Source organism: Arthrobacter sp. KN11-1C, from assembly GCF_052180225.1.
Taxonomy (GTDB): Bacteria; Actinomycetota; Actinomycetes; order Actinomycetales; family Micrococcaceae; genus Arthrobacter.
On sequence record NZ_CP197467.1, the window covers coordinates 192,574 to 213,305 of the forward strand.

Genomic DNA, 20,732 nt, shown 5'->3' on the forward strand with positions numbered 1-20,732 from the left:
GCTCGGCGTCAACCCGGAAGCGGCCCGGTGGGGACTGGGTCGCCCCTCGACGGTACAACAGCCGGCATGCAAAGTCACATTTGAATAACGGGCGGGGTGACCGGTTTTTGCTGGCTCCGCCCGGCGATGAGTCCCGCGACGTGCTCGGCGTCGCGGCCGACCCCGCCCACGAGGCCCGAGGTCAGCCCGTATTGGAAGGGCATGCCCACGAAGAACAGCCCCGGTAATTGTTCCACGGCGCCCCTGCAGGTGAGCGGCCACCCGTCCTCATCCGTTGGAAGGTCTTGGATCCAAGCAAAGTCCGGTCGGTAACCGGTAGCCCAGATCACCGTGGACACAGGGATCGCATGGCCTTCATCGCTCAGGGGGTGGCCCTCGCGCGTGCCCGTCAGGCGTGGCAGGCGGGTGACTCCGGCGGCGTCGAGCTCCCGCGTTGAGGTCCGGATCAGCGGTGCGCCGTGCTTGGTGAAGCCGACGGCGACCTTGCGGCCGATAGGGGTGGACCTGTTCAGCACTTTGTGGATGAAGAGCCACCACAGCCCGCCGGCGTATCGTGTCACCGGGCCCGGAATGTGGAACGGAGGGGTCCCTGCAATGTAGGTGCGGTGCGTTTGTGCGAGTTCCAACGCGATTTCGACGCCGGACGTGCCCGAGCCGACAACCAGAACATCTCCGGGTGGAACCGAGTCAGGGTTGGTGTATTGCGCGCCGTGCAGTTGGTGGATGCCGGGATCAAGTTCCCTCGCGAACGCCGGGATCCTTGGCTGCGTGTTGGGGCCCGTTGCTACAACGACGTTCGTGGCCAGGATCGACCCGGCGCTCGACTGCACCCGGAACCAGCCATTTTCCCGCTCGATGCCGACGACATGGGTGCCGTGGTGAATCGGGAACTCCCAATTCCTGGCGTACTCCTCAAGGTATTCGGCCATGGCGTCCTTGCCGGGAAAGCTTCCTCGGGCGGCGGGAAACGGCAGGCCGGGAAGGGAATCGTGCTGGGCCGGCGTGAAGAGCCGCAAGGAATCCCATCGCTTGCGCCATACGTCGCCAACACGGGCCTGCGAGTCCAGGATGAGGAAGTCTTGCCGATGTTTCTTCAAGTGGAATGCGGTGGCGAGCCCTGCCTGCCCGGCGCCGATAACTACGGTGTCCACTGGCTCATTGCTGTTTGGCTCATTGCTGTCCATCGCGAAGCCTCCTGAGGTGTCCGAGGTCATTAGAATATCATTCCAGTCACTGGAATGATATTCTTTTTGCGTGGAAATCCGGCGTAATGACAGACGGCTGGCTCAAGCTGTCGCAACCAAGGCGGCCGTGGTGGAGGCTGCCCGGGAGCTGTTTCTGAGCCGGGGATACGTGGCCACCACTATCGGCGCCGTTGCCGAGCAAGCCGGCGTGGCTGTCCAGACCATCTACAACTCCGTGGGCAACAAGGCTGCGCTGCTCTCGGCCGTGGTTGACGTGACGGCCGCGGGTCCGGATGCCCGCCGTTCCGTCCCGGAGACCATGCGCGAGCGGACCGCCGCAGCAGCCGACGCCGGGGCGGTCCTGGCGTTGTTGGCCGACTGGTTCGCCGAGGTGCATCCGCGAAGCAGCCAATTGTTCAACGTCATGCGCCAGGCATCCGCCGTCGACGCCGAAGCCGCCAAAGTGGAGCGGGACCGGGCCGAAACCCGGCTACGGAACTATGCGGAAGCCGCGGCTGCGCTCAGGCGGCGCGGGGCGCTGACTTCCGGCATGAGCGACGAGCAAGCCGCTGCCGTGATCTGGTCGGTGGGTCACCCGGACACCTACCGATCACTCGTACTGGACTTCTCGTGGGGCCTGGACCGCTACCGGGATTGGGTCCACGCGGCCCTCAAGGCGGCTCTCGCGTAGCTTTCTAGTTGTCGCTTTCCACTTCTGCCGCGGCCGTCTTCTTCTGGGTTTCCAGCCATGCCATGATGTCCGCGAGCCTGATGCGGCGATGCGTGCCGCGGTATTCCACCGGGATTTCGCCACGGTCGGTCATGTTCCGCAGGTAGGTGTGCGAGATTCCCGCGAGTTCGGCCGCCCGCGAGGTCGTGAGCATTTCCTCGACGCTGCTCACGGTCACCGCTTCGCCCCGGCCCAGCCTGCCCAGGAGGTCGACGACGGCGTCCCTCGCCTCGTCCGGCAGGCGGTGGACCGTGCCGTCGACGAAGACGGTGATGTCGTTGCTGTCCTGGAGTGAGCGCGCCAGGTTCCGGGCGTCGTCGGCGGGCAAGCCAGGCGTCACACGGGGAGCTATCAATGCCATGGCAGAAGCCTAGCCGCGCTCGAGGCCGTGCGGTGACGCCGCCGTGTTAGATTCACGCCTATGGTCAACTACCCCGCCAATCCGGATCCCGGCCCCGCCGTGGCCGCGGCAATCGAGATACTGGTACGGCAGGGCTACGACGCGACCTCCGTGGACGACCTCGCCGAAGCCGCTGGGATCAGCCGGAGCACGTTTTTCCGCAAGTTCGGTTCCAAAGAGGACATCGTTTTCGCCGATCACGACCGTATTCTCGGGCGGGTTCAGGAACTGCTTTCGTCCACGACGGCGGATCCTTTACGTGCCGTGGTGGACTCGGCGCTCCTGGTCTTCAACCACCACGTGGGTAACCGGGAAACCTCCCTGGCGCGTTACGAACTCCTGCATCAAGTGCCGGCCCTCCGTGACCGCGAACTGGTCATGACGCATCGCTATCAGCGGGCTTTCCGGGATCATCTTCTTTCCGGGCTGCCGGAAGGTGAAAGCCGGGGGGTCACGGCCGTGGCCTTTGCTGCTTCAGTGGTTGCGTTGCATAACAGCGTCCTGCGCGAATGGCTGCGGGCGGTTTCTGCCGGCGAACGTGCGGCGGGTGCGGAGCGCATCGGGGGTGCGGAGCGCGAGGCGCGGGAAGCCGAGGCCCGCAGGTTGGCCGCCCGGCTCGGGCGCGAATTGGGCGCTTTGGCCGATACTTTCGCGCATGTTTCGGCCGGCGCTGCGACTAGCGAGGCGGCCGGTTGGCCTCCTCCGGAAAGCGGCCGTCCCGCTGTCGTGGTTGCCGTCCTTGATCCGGCAGCGGGCACGGAAGAGATCCTTCAAGCGGTCCGGGACGCTCTGGCTTAACCCTCCCTTTTGGCATCGAGTTCCTTGACATGAAACTGAGTGCCAGTGCATGCTGGGAATCGCAGATCGCACCCCAAAGCGAGGATTCCCCCATGACGACGATGTCCGATAGCACTTCCGAGGAACTGGACGCTGTGTTCCCGGCCGGCACCATGGAGCCCGAGTATGTCCTGAACGAATCCCTGGACCCGGATCCGGCCTCCGTTTTCAAAGACCTTAGCGGCGAAGACCGCGCTTACTGGAACCGTGCGCGCACCTTTGTCCAAGAGGAAGTGCTCCCGGTGATCGCGGGGTGCTGGGAGCGCGCGGAGTATCCGCTGCACCTGGTGAAGCGTCTCGGTGAGCTTGACCTCCTGAGGGACGGAATCGACGTCGACGGGTTCCCGGCCATGAGCAAAACGGCCGCCGGACTCGTCACGATGGAATTGAGCCGCGGGGACGGCTCCATCGGCACGGTGGTCGCGGTCCAGGGCGGATTGGCACTGCGGTCGGTGGCCGAATGCGGTTCCCCCGAGCAGCAGGCCCGCTGGCTTCCCGCCCTTTCGCGGGCAGAGGAATACGGTGCCTTCGCCCTGACGGAGCCGGCCCACGGCTCCGACTCGGTGGGACTCGAGACGACTGCGACGGCCGTCGAGGGCGGCTATGTGCTCAACGGTGAAAAGAAATGGATCGGCAACGGCTCGATTGGAGGCCTGACCGTCGTCTGGGCCCGTGGCGACGACGGGCAAGTTCATGGATACCTCGTCCCGCAGGATTCTCCCGGATATGCCGCCACGACCATCGAAGGCAAGCTCTCACTCCGGGCCATCTGGCAGGCACATATCCGCCTCGAGAATGTCTTCGTCCCGCAGGAAAACGTGCTCCCGGGTGCCCGGAGTTTCAAGGACACCGCACGGGTGCTCCTGGCGACCCGGCTGGGAGTGGCCTGGTCAGCCGTCGGGCATGCGACTGCCTGCTACGAAACCGCGGTGCAGTACGCCGCCCAACGCCGGCAGTTCGGCCGTCCGCTGGCCGCTTCGCAGATTGTGCAGGAGCGCCTTGCCCGCATGCACTCCGAGCTTGCCACCATGCAGCTCATGGTCATGCAAATGACCAAACTGGACGAGGAAGGCGTGCTGACTCCAGCACAGGCGGCGCTCGCGAAATTCACGTGCACCCGCACTGCCCGCAGCATCGCCTCGAACGCCCGCGATTTGCTCGGTGGCAACGGGATCTTGTTGGCCAACCGCGTGGCCCGGCACTTCGCCGACATCGAGGGCATCCATACCTACGAAGGCACAGAGACGGTTCAAGCGTTGATCATCGGACGCTCGATCACGGGCATCTCCGCCTTCGCGTAAGCCCCTGCGCCCAAAGCCGCGCCCTGGGGCGCACCCCCCTAAGCCGCGCCGCCTGAGACGCTCGCTCACCTATATGGCCAAAATCCCAGACGCGCGCTCGGATATGAGCCCAATCGACGGAACGCTCGCTCAGATCATTACTCCACCACGGCGATCGCGAAACCGCCCCACGCTCGTTTCTTCTTGGTCTCGCGACCAAGCCCACGCTGTTCGAGGAGAGCCAACCCGTTGGTTCGGAGAAGTTCGGCCAGGCGCTCCCGCGAAGGCGGTGTCCTGTCCACGCCGAACCTCAATGGTTCGCCCGCTGCCTTGGCCGCCGCCCGCCCGAATCGCCAATACGGCGTGCTCGATTCAAGGGCCTCGGTTGTGAAGTAGTCGAAGGCGAGCAAACTCCCCTTGGCGCAACTCGCGACCGTGCGCAGCGTGTCCTCAACCGCGTTCCGATCGAGGTACATCGTGACGCCCTCCCAGAGGAACAGCGCCGGACGCCCGACGTCGAACCCGGAGTCGACGAGTTTGGCGAGCCAATCATCCTTCTCGAAGTCGGCGGACACGAACGCTACCTTGCCTACGTCGATTCCTGCCTTGTGGAGTACGTCGCGCTTGACCGCCTGCGTCCTGGGGGCATCTATCTCGAAGGAACTGACAGGCGTCTCCGGCGGGAGGCGGTACGGGCGCGTGTCGAAACCGGCGCCGAGGATGACCAACTGCTCGATCCCGGGAAGGGCGCGGTCCACAGCGCTGTCGAAGAACGTGACCCTCGCCGACGCCTCCGCTTGTGGAGGTATCTCGCCCTCAAAGGGGTAGCGGAAGGTCTTCGGGACGAAACCCGTGACGCGGTGCGCGAAGATCGTCGGCCAGAATGCCAAACGCATGCCCAACCAAGGAACGCCGGGAAGCAGGGGCAACAACCGATTCGCGGCCTGGTCTTCGCGCACACCGAATTTGTGCATCGCCCACCTCGCGGAGAGCGGAGCCTGCGCGCTCGTCGACACGCCGGAAGGTCTCGCAGACACAAGCTTCCCCACCCAGATCACATAACCGAGTAGCGACACCGGGAGCAGCGCAATGCTGAGCGCATAGAAAGCGACGGCGGCATCGGGCTTGCGCATTTCCGACCCCTTTCAGCTAATCAACGCTGAGCGAGCGTTCGGTGGGAGGCGGTCATAGGTGAGCGAGCGTTCGGCGGGAGGCCGCCATAGGTGAGCGAGCGTTCGGGTGGGCCCTACTCGGCGTCGAGGTCCGTTTCCAACAATGTCACCAGGTAATCGAGAGCGGCGTCGGCGCCGTCGCCCTCCGCGCGGAGCACCACGACGTCGCCCTTTGCCGCGCCGAGCGTCATGAGCGAAAGGATGCTGGCGGCGTCGAGCGCGTCGTCGGCAGGCGAACCGGCCATCGCGATGGTCACTTCAACCGGGGATTCCCCCGCGGCTTCGGCGAAAATCGCCGCGGGGCGGGCGTGAAGTCCGGAGCGGCTGGCGATGGTGGCGGTGCGTTCGGGCATGGTTTCTCCTTGTGTTCAGTTAGTGCAGTACTGCGGGGCTCAGAGCCCGAGTTCCTCGAGGATCGGCAGTTTGGCGCGGACCCAGGCCTTTGCGTCGAGCGCATCGGGTGCGCTGAGCGCCAGCCGGGCCAGCTCCTGCGCCTGTTCCAACGTCACCGTTTTGAGCACGGTTCCGACGGCGGCAAGCGAGCGGGCGGTCATGGACAGTGTGGACACGCCCAGGCCAACGAGCACGACGGCGAGGGCCGGGTCCGCGGCAGCCTCACCGCAGACGCCAACGGGTTTGCCGCTGCCTTCTTCGGCCGAGCCAGCCACGGTCAGCTGGACGAGGCGCAGGACGGCGGGCTGCCACGGGGTGTTGAGTTCGGCGAGGGGCCCGAGTTGCCGGTCGGCCGCCATGGCGTATTGGGTGAGGTCGTTGGTGCCGAGGGACGCGAAACCCACGTGGCGCAGGACCGACGCCGAGGTCAATGCCGCCGAGGGAACTTCCACCATCACGCCGGGTTTTTTGATGCCCGCGGCATCGCACATCGACGCGAAATGGGCAGCCTCGGCCGCAGTCGAGATCATGGGCGCCATGACCCACACCTCGGCCTCTGTTTCGTCGGCCGCTATGGCGACTGCCTCGAGCTGGCGGTCCAAAACACCGGGCGTGGTGAAGTCGGTGCGGTAGCCGCGTACGCCGAGGGCCGGGTTGGGTTCGGTGGCGTCGGTGAGGAAGGGAAGGGGCTTGTCGGCGCCAGCGTCGAGGGTCCGGAGTACCACTTTCTTGCCCGGGAAAGCGTCGAATACGCCCCTGTACGCGGCGGCCTGCTCCAGCACGGTCGGTTCGGTGTCGCGTTCCAGGAAGCAGAATTCGGTGCGGAAAAGGCCCACGCCCTGGGCGCCCAGCGCAGCGGCCGCGGCAGCGTCCTTGGCTCCGCCGACGTTGGCGAGGAGCGGCACCAAGTGGCCGTCCGCCGTCGTGCCGTTTCCGTCAAAAACCGCAAGGGTGGCGGCATTTTCGACCCACGCGAGGGCGGCCGCGCGCTGTTCTTCGCTGGGTTCGAGGGAGAGTGAGCCGGCTGCGCCGTCCACGAAGACTTCGGCGCCGTCAGGAATTTCGTCCACTCCGCGCGCCGCGACGACGGCGGGCAAGCCGAGCGAGCGCGCGATGATCGCGGTGTGGGACTGCGGTCCGCCGCCCGAGGTGACCAGTGCAGTCACGACGGCGGGGTCCAGCGTTGCGGTGTCGGCGGGAGCGAGGTCTTCGGCCACCAGGATGAACGGGGTGTCCGACGCCGGGATCCCCGGGGCGGGGACTCCACGGAGTTCGGCGACGATCCGCGCGCGGACGTCCAGGACGTCGGTGGCGCGTTCGGCCATGTATCCACCCAGGTTGTGGAGCATTTCGGACACGGAGGCGCCGGCTTCCCAAATGGCGCGTTCAGCGGAGCTGCCGTTGTTGTTGATGAGCTTGGTGGCCGACTTCAGGAGCATGGTGTCCTTGGCCATGAGCGCGGTGGCTTCGAGCACCGCCTTGCCGTCTCCGCTGGCCTTGTCAGCGCGTGCTTTGAGTTCGTCGTGGACCGATTGGGCCGCCGCTTTCAGGCCAGCGACGGCGTCTTCCGCAGTGGTGGATGCGGCTAGCTGCTCGCCCGACGGCGGTTCGCTCACTGGTTTGGGCATCTGACGGATAGTGCCAATGACGCGGCCCGGGCTAACGCCTACTCCTTGGAAATTCTGCACTGAAATCCTCTGTTCCTGCTCTCGGATCGGACCCACCGGCTGCGGCGCCTCGGGGTCCGAAAAAATCTCCTGTGACTCACTTCATATAGCGTTGCTATAGGTGCTAGGGTAGCGGCTATGAGTTTCGATGACCAGCTTCCGCCCAAAACTCGGCTGCTCCGTGCGGCTGCCGAGTTGCTGGCGAATTCGGACGGGTCACCGGTCTCTACGCGCCAAATCACCAAGCTTGCCGGCGTCACGGCGCCCACGCTTTACCACCACTTCGGCGACAAGGAGGGGCTGTTCGACGCCGTCGTTTCAGCCGGCTTCGAGGACTATGTGGCGGGAGAGCGGGACTTCGCACCCTCTGGGGTACCCCTGGAGGATGTCCGCCGGATGTGGGACAACCACGTCCAGTTCGGACTCACCCAACCGCACCTTTACCTGGTGATGTTCGGCAACATCCGTCCGGAAAGCAGGCCGGCCATCGTGGCTGATGCCGAGTCGCTTCTGGAGGAGATGCTGAGCAAGGCGGCCATTGCCGGGCAGATCAACGTACCCCCGCGCGAGGCGGCCAGGAGCATCCTGGCGGCCAACGTTGGCGTCACGCTCATGCTCATTGCAGAGCCTTTGGAAGACCGGAACCTCGAACTTTCCACCATGACCCGGGATTCCATGATTTTCGCCGTGTCCACGGAAACAGCCCGTGGCGCCGCAGCAGACGACTCCGGCAAGTCGTCCGTTGTTGTTGCGGCAATCGCGCTGAATGCGGCACTCCAAGCCTCGCATTCAGACCAGCTATCCAGTTCGGAACTGAAGCTTTTCCTTGAATGGCTTCACCGAATCTCCAGCAGCTCCTAGAGCTGTCCTCCTTCGATAGATATCGACTGATCCCGCACTGATGCGGGGCTCACGTTAGGAATTCACACAATGGCAACAGCGTCAGTTGCGAAACCGCGCACCAGCGTGCGCGTTGGTGTCCAAAAGTTCGGAACGTTCCTATCGGGCATGATCATGCCCAACATCGGGGCCTTTATTGCATGGGGCATCATCACGGCCCTGTTCATTCAGACCGGCTGGCTGCCCGTCGCCGAACTCGGCGGCTTCGGCAACAGCGCGGCCGGCACTCCGAACGTGGGCCTTGTCGGCCCAATGATCACCTACCTCCTGCCCCTCCTGATCGCCTACACCGGCGGCAAGATGGTCTATGACGTCCGTGGCGGCGTCGTCGGCGCCATCGGCACCATGGGCGTCATTGTCGGTGCCGGTATTCCGATGTTCATCGGCGCAATGATCATGGGTCCCCTCGCCGGCTGGACGATGAAGAAGATCGACTCCATCTGGGACGGCAAGATCCGTCCCGGCTTCGAGATGCTGGTCAACAACTTCTCGGCAGGCATTTGGGGAGCACTGCTTGCCTTGCTCGGGTTCTTCGGCATTTCCCCCGTGGTCACGGGCTTCAGCACGGCGGCAGGAAATTTCGTCGAGTTCCTGGTGCACAACGGACTCCTTCCGCTGACCAGCATCTTCATCGAGCCTGCCAAGGTCCTCTTCCTGAACAACGCCATCAACCACGGCGTGCTGACCCCGCTGGGCATCCAGCAGTCACTCGCACAAGGCAAGTCCATCCTGTTCCTGCTTGAAGCCAACCCCGGCCCGGGTGCCGGACTTCTCCTCGCCTACATGTTCTTCGGGCGCGGGACGGCCAAGGCTTCGGCACCTGGTGCTTTGATCATCCAGTTCCTCGGCGGGATCCACGAGATCTACTTCCCGTACGTCCTCATGCGTCCGATGCTGATCCTCGGAACCATCGCCGGTGGTATGACGGGCATTGCGACGCTTGCGATTACCAACTCCGGCCTCGTCGCCCCGGCAGCCCCGGGATCCATTTTCGCAGTCCTTGCCCAGACCGCCCGCGATAGTTATGTAGGCGTCATCTTGTCGGTTGTTTTGGCAGCCGCTGTGTCCTTCTTGGTCTCTTCGTTGATCCTCCGGACCACACACCACAGCGACGAGGTTGACCTCGGCGCAGCCACTTCAAAGATGGAAGAACTCAAGGGCAAGAAGAGCTCCGTTTCCTCCGCCCTCTTGGGCGCAGGCGGCGGCACCGCCGTCCTGACCCGTCCTATCCAGAACATCGTGTTCGCGTGCGACGCCGGCATGGGCTCCAGCGCCATGGGTGCCTCGGTGCTGCGCAACAAGATCAAGGCAGCCGGATTCCCGGACGTCAAAGTGACCAACGCGTCCATCGCCAACTTGCGTGACGACTACGACGTCGTCGTCACTCACCAGGACCTGACGGAACGCGCCCGGCCGGCCACCTCCAGCGCCGTGCATGTCTCCGTGGACAACTTCATGAACAGTCCCCGGTACGAGGAAATCGTGGAGCTGGTCAAGAGCAGCAACGCCGGATCCGGCGCTGAGGGCTCGACGGCGGTTGCCGAACCGGCCGCCGGTGCCCAGACCGCCCAGCCGGCCTCCGCCGTCGAGGGCAAAGATGTCCTGCTCGCCCAAAGCGTGATCCTCAACGGTTCCGCGACGGACCGTGACTCGGCCATCGACGAAGCCGGCAAGCTCCTGCTGGACCGCGGCTCTGTGGATATGGGCTACATTCACGCGATGCATGAGCGCGAGGAATCCGTGTCCACGTACATGGGCAGCTTCCTGGCCATCCCGCACGGAACCAATGCTGCCAAGGACCACATCCTGCACTCCGGCGTGTCGATCGTCCGCTACCCCGAAGGCCTTGACTGGGGCGGCAAGCAGGTCAAGTTCGTCGTCGGCGTCGCCGGCATCAACAACGAGCACCTCCACATCCTGTCCTCCATCGCCAAGATCTTCACGGACAAGGCGCAAGTGGCCCAGCTCGAACAGGCCACGTCGGTGCAGGAAGTGCTGGATCTGTTCGGAAAGGTCAACGCATAGTGAAAGCAGTCCATTTCGGGGCAGGGAACATCGGACGCGGATTCGTCGGCTTGCTGCTGCACGAGGCCGGATATGAAGTGGTCTTCGCCGATGTCGCGGAGGCCTTGATCAGCCAGCTCGCCTCCGCATCCTCCTACGAGGTCCATGAGGTCGGCGAGAACGCCGCCGTCAAGACCGTGTCCGGTTTCCGGGCCCTGAATTCGGGCACCGAAGAGGCTGCCGTCGTCGCGGAAATCGCGACGGCGGACCTCGTCACCACCGCGGTGGGGCCGCACATCCTCAAGTTCGTGGCACCCGTGATCGCCAAGGGGGTGGCCGCGCGGTCCCATGGTAAGTCGGTGGCTCCGCTCCAGGTCATGGCCTGCGAGAACGCGATCAATGCCACGGACCTCCTGCACTCCGAAGTGGAAGCAGCGTGGGACGGTGCCGCGGGGGAGCTATCGTCCGCTGCCGTGTTTGCGAATACCGCAGTGGACAGGATTGTCCCCAACCAGGCGCCGGGACAAGGCCTCGACGTCACTGTGGAGACCTTCTACGAGTGGGTCATCGACCGCACGCCCTTCGCGGGGGAGGCGCCGGTGATCCCCGGCGCGACCTTCGTGGACGAACTCGCTCCATATATCGAACGGAAGCTGTTCACGGTCAACACGGGACATGCCTCGGCAGCGTACTTCGGCTATGGCGCCGGCTTGGAGAAGATCTCCGACGCCATGGCCGACGCCACCGTGGCCGCCCGGGTGCGGGCCGTGTTGGAGGAGACCAAGCAGCTTCTCGTGGCCAAACATGAGTTCGTCGAAGCGGAGCAGGAAGCGTACGTGCAGAAGATCCTGTCCCGCTTCACCAACCCGTACTTGCCGGACACGGTTAACCGGGTAGGCCGTGCTCCGCTCCGCAAGTTGGGACGGCACGAACGGTTCATCGGGCCGGCCGCGGAACTCGCCGAGCGCGGGGTCACGCCCGTTGCCCTGCTCGATGCGATGGCCGCAGCCCTGCGTTTCGACGACGGCGCCGACGACGAAGCCGTGGAACTCGCCCGGATGCTGTCCGATATGGACGCCGCCGAGGCGGTCGAGCGCATCACCGACCTGCCGCCGTCGCACCCGTTGTTCCCGCAGGTGCTGAAGCTGATCGAGGACCGCAAGGCCGAGGCCTAGGGCTTTTCCCCGGACGCTCGCTCAGGTATGTCGGGTTTTTCCCCGACGCTCGCTCGGGTATGTCGGGTTTTTCCCCGACGCTCGCTCGGGTATGTAGGGTTTTTCCCGGACGCTCGCTCACCCTCCTTCACATGATGTGCAGGAGGGTGAGCGCTTTAAGTCTCCAAAAGTAGGCCGGCGTCGCCTAGTTGCCGAGTTCTTCCGACGCCGTCCGTCCGGCCGCTTGGACGCGCCGCAGGAAGTCGGTAATGACGGCGATTTCAGCGTCGTCGTAGTCTGCACAGATCGTGTCCATGAGGCTGTTCATTCCCGAGTAAAGGCGGAACATCTCGGCGTTTCTGTCGGGCAGAGCCCGGATGACCACGGCGCGACGGTCCGAGGGATCGCGGTCCCGGGCAATCCAGCCTCCGCGTTCAAGCCGGTCGAGGATGCCGGTCATGGTGGCTGGGTGCAGGCCCGCGAGCTTGGCCAACATGCTCGGGCTGAGCGGTCCCCGGCTCGAGATCAGGTCAAGGCAATCAAGGTCAACATCCTTCAGCTCGGCTTGGGTGCCGACCTGGTGATTGAGCACCGAAAGTTGCACGCGCGTGCCGCGAAGCTCGGCTTTGAGCTCGGAAACAGCACGCCGGCGAAGGCGCGGACTTGCGGGCCCTTGATTTGATATGTAACTCATATGATATCGTTTCTGTATTGTATGGTTTTCCTAGAATAAGAGTACCGGAGGCCGCATCACATGAAGATCGCAGTATTCGGGGCAAACGGCCCCACCGGGAGGATTCTCACCGCACAAGCGCTCGACGCCGGACACGTCGTCACCGCTGTCACGCGCAGGCCGCACGAATTCCCGCTATCCGCTCCTGGCCTCAGTGTGGTCGGCGCCGATGTGTACGGCTTCGAAGACGTGAGCGCCGTCGTCGAAGGAACTGATGCCGTTCTTTCTGCCCTCGGTGTTCCGTACAGTCGCCAGCCCATCACGGTCTATTCCGTTGGAACCGGCAACATCATCCGGGCAATGGGCAACCACGGCGTCCGTCGACTGGTCTGCGTGAGCTCCAGCGCCACCGACACCACGGCCGGTCCGCATGGCGGGTTCTTCTTCGAGAAATTGGTGCAGCCGCTCGTTACCAAGCTGCTGGGGAAGACCCTTTATGAGGACATGCGGCGGATGGAATCCATGGTCATCTCGAGCGGCCTGGACTGGACAATCATGCGGCCCTCCGGTCTTTTCGAGACCGATTCTGCCACCGAATACAAGATGGCCGTTGACTACATTAATGGCACCTTCACGTCGCGGGCCGACCTCGCGGACTCCATGCTGAGGCAACTCACCTCGGACGAGTTCGTGCGCAAGAACGTCGCGGTTGCAACCATTTCGGAAAAGCCGAGCCTCATCCAGCTACTCCTCCGCGAGGCCAGCAGCAAGAAGGCCGCACCGGACAGCGTCCCCGAGGGTGACCGGTCCTAAACTGTCGTAGGTGAGCGGGCGTCGCGTCGGGAAGGCTTATAGGTGAGCGGGCGTCCTAGGAATCGCCGCTATAGGTGAGCGGGCGTCTTAGCGGGCGGCGGTTTCGACGGCGGTCGTCTCGGATGCGGCCATGGCTTTCCACTCAGCCACGCGGGCCTGGTGGAGCGGCGACTTCCGGACCAGGGCGTAGGCCACGGCGAGGATCGCGAACCAGATGGGCGTTACGAGCAGAGCGGTAAAGGTGTCCGGCTGGGTCGTCAGGGCCCAGACCAGGAATCCGAAGAAGGCGAAGACCACCCACACCATGACGATCCCGCCGGGCATCTTGAACGTCGATGCCTCGTGGAGCTGGGGCCGGCGCTTCCGGAAAACGAGGTAGCTGGCCAGGATGATGGACCATACGAACATGAAGCAGACCGCGGACACGGTAGTGACCATGTCGAAGGCTGCTCCGATGTCCTTGCCTGCGTAGAGCAGTGCCACGCCGCCAAGGAGCAGCACGCAGGACAGGAACAGGGCGTTCTGCGGAACCTTGCGGCTGGAAAGGCGGCCGAACATCTTGGGGGCATCGCCGTCGTTGGCAAGGCCGAACACCATGCGCGACGTCGAGTAGATGCCGGAGTTGGCCGAGGACATCGCGGAGGTCAGGACCACGAGGTTCACCACGGTGGCCGCGATGCCCAGTCCGGCCAGGGAGAACATGGCGATGAACGGGCTGTGGCCGGCCTTGAACTCGGTCCACGGGATGACGGACATCAGGATGATGAGCGCGCCGACATAGAACAGCATGACCCGGACCGGGATTGCGTTGATGGCGCGGGGCAGGTTGTGCTCCGGGTTCTTGGTCTCGGCCGCGGCGGTGCCTACCAGTTCGATGCCCACGAAGGCGAAGACCGCGATCTGGAAGCCGGCAACGAAGCCCATGAATTCCTTGGGGAAGAAGCCGCCGTGGCTCCAGAGGTTGGTGAAGCTCGCGGCTCCGGCGTCGGATGTGAAGCCAGTGGAAATCATCACGATTCCCACGATGATCAGTGCCGCGATGGCGACGATCTTGATGAGGGCGAACCAGAATTCAGTCTCGCCGAAGGCTTTCACCGTGGGGAGGTTCAGGAGGAGCAGGATGACGATGGTTGCGAGGCCCGGGATCCAGAGCGGCACCCCCGGCCAGAGCTCGTTGGCATAGCCCGCGATGGCGATGACATCGGCCACCCCGGTCACCACCCAGCAGAACCAATAGGTCCAGCCGGTGAAGAATCCGGCCCAGGGGCCAAGGAGGTCGCCGGCGAAGTCGCTGAAGGACTTGTAATTCAGGTTGGACAGCAGGAGCTGGCCCATGGCGCGCATGACGAAGAACAGCATGAAGCCGATGATCATGTACACGAAGATTACGGACGGTCCGGCCACCGAGATGGTCTTTCCGGAGCCCATGAACAGGCCTGTGCCGATGGCGCCGCCGATGGCAAGCAACTGGATGTGGCGGTTGCTCAGTGAGCGCGCCAGATGTGGCTCACTGTCTTTGCTGGAGGTAGTGCGTTGCCCTGTTGTGGTCTGTTCGGACATTTCTGCATCCTTCGGGTGATTCGCCGCAATGGTGACGTGGCTAACAAATCTGCTAGTCCAAACTAACTCGAACCATCCGATAAATTGTGATTGAACGTTTCACTCAGAATTCATGAAGACTCGCAAAACCGAAGTCGCCAGCTTGTGTCAGGCTGGTGCTATGAGTCACACAAATCCAGGAGTGAAGCCGCTGTTGAGCATGGTTCTGGACGAAGGAGTCTTCACACTCCGCCGGGCACACTGGGAAGACCTGCCGGCCATTCTCAGATTGCTCGCCGCCGATCAATTGGGCAGTTCCCGTGAAAATGCCGACGACGTCGGTCCATATCTTCAGGCGTTTCAGCAGATCAACGAGGATCCTGCCCAACTGTTGGTGGTCGGCCATTTGAATGGTGCTTGCGTGGCAACTTTCCAGCTGAGTTTCATCCCGGGCCTGGCCCGCAAGGGCTCGCTGCGCTGCCAGATCGAGGCGGTTCGGGTCGCCGCGGAGTTGCGGGACCACGGCGTCGGTGCGGCGATGATGCAATGGGCTATCGAAGAGGCGCGGAACCGCGGCTGCACCCTTGTCCAGCTCACCAGCGACAAGTCCCGCACGGATGCACATCGCTTCTATGAGCGGCTTGGTTTCGTGGCCAGTCACGAAGGAATGAAGCTCGCACTGTAGCGCGGGCAACCTCGACGGGTCCGAAGATAAGAGTCGCAACCCTTGATATTTAGGTAACCTAACTGTTAGGATACCTAAATATGAACACCAATCAGGCTGACGACGCGCTCCTCGCCCTCGCCCAATCATTCCGTGAAGCCTTGCGGCAGAGCGTCTATGTGATGCGCCGCCTCGATTCCGAGGAGCAACTCAGCTCCGCCCAGCTTGGCGTCCTCAAGATGGCGCTCGACGGCGGTGCCCGCGTCGGCGGGATCGCCCGGAACCTGGGGGTCAAGGTCCCCAGCGCCACCGAGCAGATCATCAAGCTTGAGCGCGCGGGCCTGGTCAAACGCGAAGCGGACCCGGACGACTCCCGCGCCGTCCGCGTCGCCGCGACCGCGGCGGGACGTGCCGCCGTCGAGAATGCAGACCGCCGCCGCAACGAATACATCGCCGGGATTCTCGGAACCCTAAGCCAAGCGGAACGCGACGCTGTGGAAGCCGCCCTTCCCGTGTTCGACAAGATCAACCATTCAGTCCAGTACTGAACAAGCCCAAAAACTAGGAGAGCAGTCCATGAAAGGCCAGCTCGCAGAGCAACTGCAGCCAGCGGAAGAAACCCTCGAGGCCGAGAAGGCTTCGTTCCTCAAGCAACCCAAAGCTGTCTGGGCCACGGCGATTGCCGCCGTCTTCGCCTTCATGGGCATCGGCCTGGTGGACCCGATCCTGCCGGCCATCGCCAAGAACCTCCAGGCCAGCCCCAGCCAAGTGTCGCTGCTTTTCACGAGCTACTTCCTGGTGACCGCCGTGGCGATGCTCGTGACCGGTTTCGTCTCGTCGCGGATCGGCGGCAAAAAGACGCTCATGATCGGCCTGGCCCTGATTGTCGTGTTTGCGTCGCTGTCCGGCCTGTCCGGAAGCGTGGGTGAGCTGGTCGGATTCCGCGCTGGTTGGGGACTTGGCAACGCACTCTTCGTGGCCACCGCGCTTGCCGTGATTGTCGGCGTAGCGAGCGGTGGAACCGGAACAGCCATCATCCTGTATGAAGCCGCCCTTGGCCTGGGCATTTCCCTCGGCCCCTTGCTCGGCGCGCTTCTGGGCGGCTGGCAGTGGCGCGCACCGTTCTTCGGCACCGCGGTCCTCATGGCCGTCTCCTTCATCGCCTTGCTGGCCCTGCTGCCCAAGACGCCGGTTCCGGCCACGAAGGCCCGTTTGCGTGACCCGCTCCTTGCCTTGGGCCACAGGGGCCTTCGCACCACTGCGGCCAGTGCCCTGTTCTACAACTACGGCTTCTTCACGATCCTTGCCTTCACGCCCTTCATCCTGGGAATGGACGCCTACGGTATCGGTGCCGTGTTCTTCGGTTGGGGCGTGGCGGTAGCAGTGTTCTCGGTCTTCGTGGCACCCCTGCTGCAGCGTCGATTCGGTACCACCAACGTCCTGGTCGGCACACTCGGGGCGCTCTTGCTGGACCTCGTGGGGCTGGGACTGGCCGCGGGGCACTCGGTGACTGCCGTCGTCGTGCTCGTCATCGTGGCGGGCGCCCTGCTGGGCATCAACAACACGCTCTACACCGAACTGGCCATGGAGGTCTCCGATTCGCCGCGTCCCGTGGCCTCGGCCGGGTACAACTTTGTGCGCTGGATGGGCGGGGCGCTGGCTCCGTTTGTCGCGGCGCAGCTGGGCGAGCACTTCGGTCCCCAGGTCCCGTTCTTCGCTGCCGCCCTGGCCCTCGGGTTCGCGATCCTCGTAGCCGCGAGCGGCCGCCGATACCTGAAGTCGCACGAACCGCACCTCCTGTAAGCGGGCCCAACTGACTCGCAGTTGTTGTCGTTATGAGGGCTGATAACGGCATCTACTGCGAGTTAGTTGGGTGCGGGGAGGCTACTTGGGTTCCGTGACCGCGAATTCCGCAGGCTTGGAACCCTTCGGGACGAACAAGGTGTCGGCCTGCTCGAGGGACATGCCGTTGGTTTCGGGCACCTTGAACATGACAAAGAAGAACGACGCCGCGGCGAACAGTGCGTACATGCCGTAAGTCAGCGGCAGCGAACCGGCCGCCATGACGGGGAAGCTCAAAGTGATGGCGAAGTTGGCGATCCACTGGGCTGCGGCGGCCAGGCCGAGCGCGCGGGCACGGATGCGTGAGGGGAAGATCTCTCCCAAGAGGACCCACACCAACGGTCCCCACGATGCTCCGAAGCTGACCACGAACACGTTGGCGGCCACCAGGGCCACCGGACCCCAGGCGCCGGTCAAGGACACCGAGGAACCCGTCCCGGTGGCGGAAGAGAAGGCCAACGCCATGGCACCCAGGGACACGGCCATGCCGATCGAGCCGGCCAGCAGGATGGGCCGCCGACCGATGCGGTCCACGAGTGCGATGGCCACGAGGGTCACCAGGATATTGGTGACGGACGTTGCCACCGAGATGGTCAGGGAGTCCTGCTCGTGGAAGCCGACTGCTTTCCACAAGGTGGTGGAGTAGTAGAAGATCACGTTGATGCCCACGAATTGCTGCAGCACGGACAGGATGATGCCGATCCACACCACGGGCTGCAGTCCGAAGGCCTTGCCGCGCAGCGAGCCCTTCTTGGTGGAGAGCTCGTCCTCCTTGATCGAGTCGCGGATCTCGCGGATGTGGCGTTCGGTGTCGTCGCCGGGCACCAGACTGTCGAAGATTTTGCGTGCGGCGTCCTCCTTGCCGTTGAGGACCAGGAAGCGCGGGGACTCAGGCAGCCGGAAGGCGATCAGGCCATATATCGCAGCGGGGACGGCGCAGGCGATGAACATCCAGCGCCAGGCCTCAATGTCGAGCCACAACGCGTGGTGGGCGCTTCCCGCGGAAGTCGCCAGGACGGCGTCGGACAGCAGGGCCGCGAATATACCGGTGGTGATGGCGAGCTGCTGCAACGACGCGAGCCGGCCACGGACCCGGCGCGGCGAGATTTCGGAGATGTAGGCGGGCGCGATCACGGACGCGAGGCCGATGCCGAGTCCGCCCACCAAGCGCCAGAAAACCAGGTCCCAGATGCCGAAAGCCAAGCCCGTGCCAATGGAACTGACCAGGAAGAGGGCGGCGCCAAGCTTCATGGCGGGGATGCGCCCGTAGCGGTCGGCCACCTTGCCCGCGAGATAGGCCCCTGCGGCACAGCCGAGCAACGCGACCGCCACAGCGAGGCCCGTGACGGCCTCGCTCAGCATGAATTCGTCCTTCATCGCATCGACGGCCCCATTGACGACAGAGGAATCGAAGCCGAAGAGGAAACCGCCTACCGCCCCGGCAACGGCCAGGCCGATTACCTTGCGTGGGACGCCGGAATGGCTGTCTGAGCTGGAATCGGACATGGCTCTCCCTTGGGAAAATTTGTGGACTGTGCGGCTCGGTCCTCGTCGGCACCTGGTTCCGACGGGGACGCCGGGGCACTCGCGCTACACAGTGTGGCACGCTCCCAGCGCGACTTCCAGTCAGCGCGGCCGGCCGGGCAGGAGGTGTCACGCCACGCAGACTTTTGCGCCGCCGTCGGGCGCTTGCCCGCGCGAACACTGGAAACGACAACGGCAGGCAGTCCAAAAGACTGCCTGCCGTGACGCGGTTCGAGATCTAACCTAGTGGGCCGAAACGGACTCTTTCGCAGCCGTCTTCGGATCCGTCAGCTTCTTGTTCGGCAACGCGAACGTGATGAGGAACGCGAGGCCGGTGAGGGCAGCAGCGGTCAGCATCACGGTGTCGATCGACTGTGCGAAGCCTTCAAGGATGGGCCGTGTGAGCGCCGGGTTGGCGTGGTGCAGCCAGCTGGTGTCGTTCAGCGAATCGTTCGTGGCGCCGTTCTTGAAGAAGTCGTAGAGCTTGGCGTTGGCGGGATCCGCAGCAACCGCGGGATCTTTGAGCACCTTGAGGTAATCGGCGCTGCCCATGGCGTCCTTCATGCCCGAGGCGATCTTGTCGGCGGCCAGGCTGAAGAGCATCGAGATGAACACGGCGGTACCCACGGCACCGCCCATGGACCGGAAGAACGCCGCGGTTGACGTGCCGACGCCCATGTCCTTCGACGGCACGGAGACCTGCATGGCCAAAGTAAGCGGCTGCATGCAGAAGCCCAGGCCCATGCCGAAGAACACGGCGATCAGGCCGGGAACCCAGAGTCCGGTGTCCACGCCGAGGGACAGGCCCATGACGATGGCTGCCGCGGTCAGGATGCCCGTGCCGAGGACCGGGAAGATCCGGAAAACGCCCGACGACGAGATGGTACGTCCCGCTGTAATGGAACCGAAGAGGATGCCCACCGTGAAGGTGATCATCATGAGGCCGGCCTCGGTGGGGGTGAGGCCCTTGACCAGCTGGAGGTACATCGGGAGCATCGCGATGGCCCCGAACATGCCGATACCGATGATGAAGTTCAGCAGGGAAGACAAACCGAACGTGATGTTCCCGAAGAGCCGCAGGGGGATCAGCGCGTAGTCCCCGGCACGCCGCTCAACCAGCAGGAACGCGATGATGCCGATGACGCCAAGCCCGTAGCAGATCCACGAGTTGCCGGAGGTCCAGCCCCAGCTGCGGCCTTGTTCGGCCACGAGCAGCAGCGGGACGATCGCCAGCGTGATGGCTCCTGCGCCCCAGTAGTCGATCTTCTGCTTGACGTGCTTCGCAGGCAGGTGCAGGAAGAAGAACACCACGGCCAGCGCGGCCAGGCCGATGGGCAGGTTGATGAAGAAGACCCAGCGCCAGCCGTCGAAGCCGAGAATGTTGGCCGAGCCTGCGAAAGCACCGCCGACCACGGGCCCGAGGACCGAGGAAACGCCGAAGACGGACATGAAGTAGCCCTGGTACTTTGCACGATCCTTCAGGGCAACGATGTCGCCGATGATGGTCAGCGCGAGGGCCAGCAGACCGCCGGCGCCCATACCCTGGATGCCGCGGGCGATGGCGAGCTCTGTCATGGAGTGCACGGAACCGGCGTACAGGGAGCCCGCGAGGAAGATCAGGATCGCGGCCAGGTACAGCGGGCGGCGGCCGAAGATGTCGCTGAGCTTGCCGTACAGCGGGGTGGTTACCGTGGACGTGATGAGGTAGGCAGTGGTGGCCCAGGCCTGCAGGGACAAGCCGTCGAGGTCGTTGGCGATGGTGTAAATGGACGTGGACACGATGGTCTGGTCCAGGGAGGACAGGAACATGCCGAGCATGAGGCCCACCATGACGGTGAGTGTCTGGCGGTGTGTCAGGACCTCTCCGGCGGCCCGCACAGGCGTGGCTTTGGACATTGCTTCTCCAAGGGTGGATGAAAAGGGGACTAAGCAGGATAGTTGCTTTCAGTAACTATC

19 protein-coding genes are annotated in these 20,732 nt (G+C 64.0%); 10 read left to right on the top strand and 9 right to left on the bottom strand.

Going from position 1 to position 20,732, the window contains the following annotated elements:
- Positions 1-74 precede the first annotated feature (74 nt).
- Positions 75-1,214, bottom strand: a complete 1,140-nt coding sequence (locus ACSBOX_RS00935) for a flavin-containing monooxygenase (protein WP_442544381.1) — start codon at positions 1,212-1,214, stop codon at positions 75-77.
- 40 nt (positions 1,215-1,254) lie between these two features.
- Here ACSBOX_RS00935 and ACSBOX_RS00940 point away from each other — a divergent pair, with 40 nt between their 5' ends.
- Positions 1,255-1,875, top strand: coding sequence for a helix-turn-helix domain-containing protein (locus ACSBOX_RS00940; RefSeq protein ID WP_442544382.1), 621 nt, complete (start codon positions 1,255-1,257; stop codon positions 1,873-1,875).
- A 4-nt stretch (positions 1,876-1,879) separates the two neighbouring features.
- On the opposite strand, the gene ACSBOX_RS00945 is transcribed toward ACSBOX_RS00940, so the two are convergent.
- Positions 1,880-2,275, bottom strand: a complete 396-nt coding sequence (locus ACSBOX_RS00945) for a helix-turn-helix domain-containing protein (RefSeq protein ID WP_442544383.1) — start codon at positions 2,273-2,275, stop codon at positions 1,880-1,882.
- Between the two features lie 60 nt (positions 2,276-2,335).
- Between ACSBOX_RS00945 and ACSBOX_RS00950 the strand changes: the two genes are divergently transcribed.
- Positions 2,336-3,112, top strand: a complete 777-nt coding sequence (locus tag ACSBOX_RS00950; protein ID WP_442544384.1) for a TetR/AcrR family transcriptional regulator — start codon at positions 2,336-2,338, stop codon at positions 3,110-3,112.
- 92 nt (positions 3,113-3,204) lie between these two features.
- Positions 3,205-4,452 (top strand): acyl-CoA dehydrogenase family protein, encoded by a 1,248-nt coding sequence (locus tag ACSBOX_RS00955; RefSeq protein ID WP_442544385.1) that lies wholly within the window; start codon positions 3,205-3,207, stop codon positions 4,450-4,452.
- Positions 4,453-4,589: 137 nt separating this feature from the next.
- Here the strand turns inward: ACSBOX_RS00955 and ACSBOX_RS00960 are convergent, their stop codons facing one another.
- The 3 genes from ACSBOX_RS00960 to ptsP form a co-directional block, all read right to left on the bottom strand.
- Complete coding sequence (locus ACSBOX_RS00960; protein ID WP_442544386.1) at positions 4,590-5,564, bottom strand: class I SAM-dependent methyltransferase; 975 nt, start codon at positions 5,562-5,564, stop codon at positions 4,590-4,592.
- 113 nt (positions 5,565-5,677) lie between these two features.
- A complete protein-coding gene (locus ACSBOX_RS00965; RefSeq protein ID WP_442544387.1) occupies positions 5,678-5,956 on the bottom strand; it encodes an HPr family phosphocarrier protein in 279 nt (92 codons plus the stop codon).
- A 39-nt stretch (positions 5,957-5,995) separates the two neighbouring features.
- Complete coding sequence (ptsP, locus tag ACSBOX_RS00970) at positions 5,996-7,684, bottom strand: phosphoenolpyruvate--protein phosphotransferase (RefSeq protein ID WP_442544388.1); 1,689 nt, start codon at positions 7,682-7,684, stop codon at positions 5,996-5,998.
- A 117-nt stretch (positions 7,685-7,801) separates the two neighbouring features.
- Here ptsP and ACSBOX_RS00975 point away from each other — a divergent pair, with 117 nt between their 5' ends.
- The 3 genes from ACSBOX_RS00975 (at position 7,802) to ACSBOX_RS00985 (ending at position 11,742) form a co-directional block, all read left to right on the top strand.
- Complete coding sequence (locus tag ACSBOX_RS00975; protein WP_442544389.1) at positions 7,802-8,524, top strand: TetR/AcrR family transcriptional regulator; 723 nt, start codon at positions 7,802-7,804, stop codon at positions 8,522-8,524.
- Between the two features lie 69 nt (positions 8,525-8,593).
- Positions 8,594-10,588, top strand: a complete 1,995-nt coding sequence (locus tag ACSBOX_RS00980; RefSeq protein WP_442544390.1) for a PTS mannitol transporter subunit IICBA — start codon at positions 8,594-8,596, stop codon at positions 10,586-10,588.
- The gene (locus ACSBOX_RS00985) at positions 10,588-11,742 is read left to right on the top strand and encodes a mannitol-1-phosphate 5-dehydrogenase (RefSeq protein ID WP_442544391.1); all 1,155 of its coding nucleotides are present in this window, start codon (positions 10,588-10,590) and stop codon (positions 11,740-11,742) included. The genes ACSBOX_RS00980 and ACSBOX_RS00985 overlap by 1 nt, the downstream gene beginning before the upstream one ends.
- A 184-nt stretch (positions 11,743-11,926) precedes the next feature.
- Here the strand turns inward: ACSBOX_RS00985 and ACSBOX_RS00990 are convergent, their stop codons facing one another.
- Positions 11,927-12,415, bottom strand: a complete 489-nt coding sequence (locus tag ACSBOX_RS00990) for a MarR family winged helix-turn-helix transcriptional regulator (RefSeq protein WP_442544392.1) — start codon at positions 12,413-12,415, stop codon at positions 11,927-11,929.
- A gap of 60 nt (positions 12,416-12,475) precedes the next feature.
- Between ACSBOX_RS00990 and ACSBOX_RS00995 the strand changes: the two genes are divergently transcribed.
- Positions 12,476-13,207, top strand: a complete 732-nt coding sequence (locus ACSBOX_RS00995; RefSeq protein ID WP_442544393.1) for an NAD(P)-dependent oxidoreductase — start codon at positions 12,476-12,478, stop codon at positions 13,205-13,207.
- A gap of 87 nt (positions 13,208-13,294) precedes the next feature.
- Here the strand turns inward: ACSBOX_RS00995 and ACSBOX_RS01000 are convergent, their stop codons facing one another.
- A complete protein-coding gene (locus tag ACSBOX_RS01000) occupies positions 13,295-14,767 on the bottom strand; it encodes an amino acid permease (RefSeq protein ID WP_442544394.1) in 1,473 nt (490 codons plus the stop codon).
- Between the two features lie 160 nt (positions 14,768-14,927).
- Between ACSBOX_RS01000 and ACSBOX_RS01005 the strand changes: the two genes are divergently transcribed.
- The 3 genes from ACSBOX_RS01005 to ACSBOX_RS01015 all read left to right on the top strand — a co-directional run bounded on the left by ACSBOX_RS01005 (position 14,928) and on the right by ACSBOX_RS01015 (position 17,213).
- The gene (locus ACSBOX_RS01005) at positions 14,928-15,431 is read left to right on the top strand and encodes a GNAT family N-acetyltransferase (RefSeq protein ID WP_078107268.1); all 504 of its coding nucleotides are present in this window, start codon (positions 14,928-14,930) and stop codon (positions 15,429-15,431) included.
- Between the two features lie 80 nt (positions 15,432-15,511).
- Positions 15,512-15,958: a MarR family winged helix-turn-helix transcriptional regulator gene (locus ACSBOX_RS01010; protein WP_442544395.1), complete on the top strand. Its 447-nt coding sequence runs from the start codon at positions 15,512-15,514 to the stop codon at positions 15,956-15,958.
- Between the two features lie 28 nt (positions 15,959-15,986).
- On the top strand, positions 15,987-17,213 hold the full coding sequence (locus ACSBOX_RS01015; protein ID WP_442544396.1) for an MFS transporter: 1,227 nt from the start codon (positions 15,987-15,989) through the stop codon (positions 17,211-17,213).
- 81 nt (positions 17,214-17,294) lie between these two features.
- On the opposite strand, the gene ACSBOX_RS01020 is transcribed toward ACSBOX_RS01015, so the two are convergent.
- Positions 17,295-18,758: a sugar porter family MFS transporter gene (locus tag ACSBOX_RS01020; protein ID WP_442544397.1), complete on the bottom strand. Its 1,464-nt coding sequence runs from the start codon at positions 18,756-18,758 to the stop codon at positions 17,295-17,297.
- Positions 18,759-19,019: 261 nt separating this feature from the next.
- Positions 19,020-20,672, bottom strand: a complete 1,653-nt coding sequence (locus ACSBOX_RS01025) for an MDR family MFS transporter (RefSeq protein ID WP_442544398.1) — start codon at positions 20,670-20,672, stop codon at positions 19,020-19,022.
- Between the last annotated feature and the right edge of the window lie 60 nt (positions 20,673-20,732).

Coding starts and splice junctions, on each gene's coding strand:
- ACSBOX_RS01020 (WP_442544397.1), bottom strand. CDS start 18,758: ATGTCCGATTCCAGCTCAGACAGCCATTCCGGCGTCCCACGCAAGGTA.
- ACSBOX_RS00950 (WP_442544384.1), top strand. CDS start 2,336: ATGGTCAACTACCCCGCCAATCCGGATCCCGGCCCCGCCGTGGCCGCG.
- ACSBOX_RS01025 (WP_442544398.1), bottom strand. CDS start 20,672: ATGTCCAAAGCCACGCCTGTGCGGGCCGCCGGAGAGGTCCTGACACAC.
- ACSBOX_RS00980 (WP_442544390.1), top strand. CDS start 8,594: ATGGCAACAGCGTCAGTTGCGAAACCGCGCACCAGCGTGCGCGTTGGT.
- ACSBOX_RS00965 (WP_442544387.1), bottom strand. CDS start 5,956: ATGCCCGAACGCACCGCCACCATCGCCAGCCGCTCCGGACTTCACGCC.
- ACSBOX_RS00935 (WP_442544381.1), bottom strand. CDS start 1,214: ATGACCTCGGACACCTCAGGAGGCTTCGCGATGGACAGCAATGAGCCA.
- ACSBOX_RS01010 (WP_442544395.1), top strand. CDS start 15,512: ATGAACACCAATCAGGCTGACGACGCGCTCCTCGCCCTCGCCCAATCA.
- ACSBOX_RS01005 (WP_078107268.1), top strand. CDS start 14,928: ATGAGTCACACAAATCCAGGAGTGAAGCCGCTGTTGAGCATGGTTCTG.
- ACSBOX_RS00990 (WP_442544392.1), bottom strand. CDS start 12,415: ATGAGTTACATATCAAATCAAGGGCCCGCAAGTCCGCGCCTTCGCCGG.
- ACSBOX_RS00995 (WP_442544393.1), top strand. CDS start 12,476: ATGAAGATCGCAGTATTCGGGGCAAACGGCCCCACCGGGAGGATTCTC.
- ACSBOX_RS00975 (WP_442544389.1), top strand. CDS start 7,802: ATGAGTTTCGATGACCAGCTTCCGCCCAAAACTCGGCTGCTCCGTGCG.
- ACSBOX_RS01000 (WP_442544394.1), bottom strand. CDS start 14,767: ATGTCCGAACAGACCACAACAGGGCAACGCACTACCTCCAGCAAAGAC.
- ACSBOX_RS00960 (WP_442544386.1), bottom strand. CDS start 5,564: ATGCGCAAGCCCGATGCCGCCGTCGCTTTCTATGCGCTCAGCATTGCG.
- ACSBOX_RS00955 (WP_442544385.1), top strand. CDS start 3,205: ATGACGACGATGTCCGATAGCACTTCCGAGGAACTGGACGCTGTGTTC.
- ACSBOX_RS01015 (WP_442544396.1), top strand. CDS start 15,987: ATGAAAGGCCAGCTCGCAGAGCAACTGCAGCCAGCGGAAGAAACCCTC.
- ACSBOX_RS00945 (WP_442544383.1), bottom strand. CDS start 2,275: ATGGCATTGATAGCTCCCCGTGTGACGCCTGGCTTGCCCGCCGACGAC.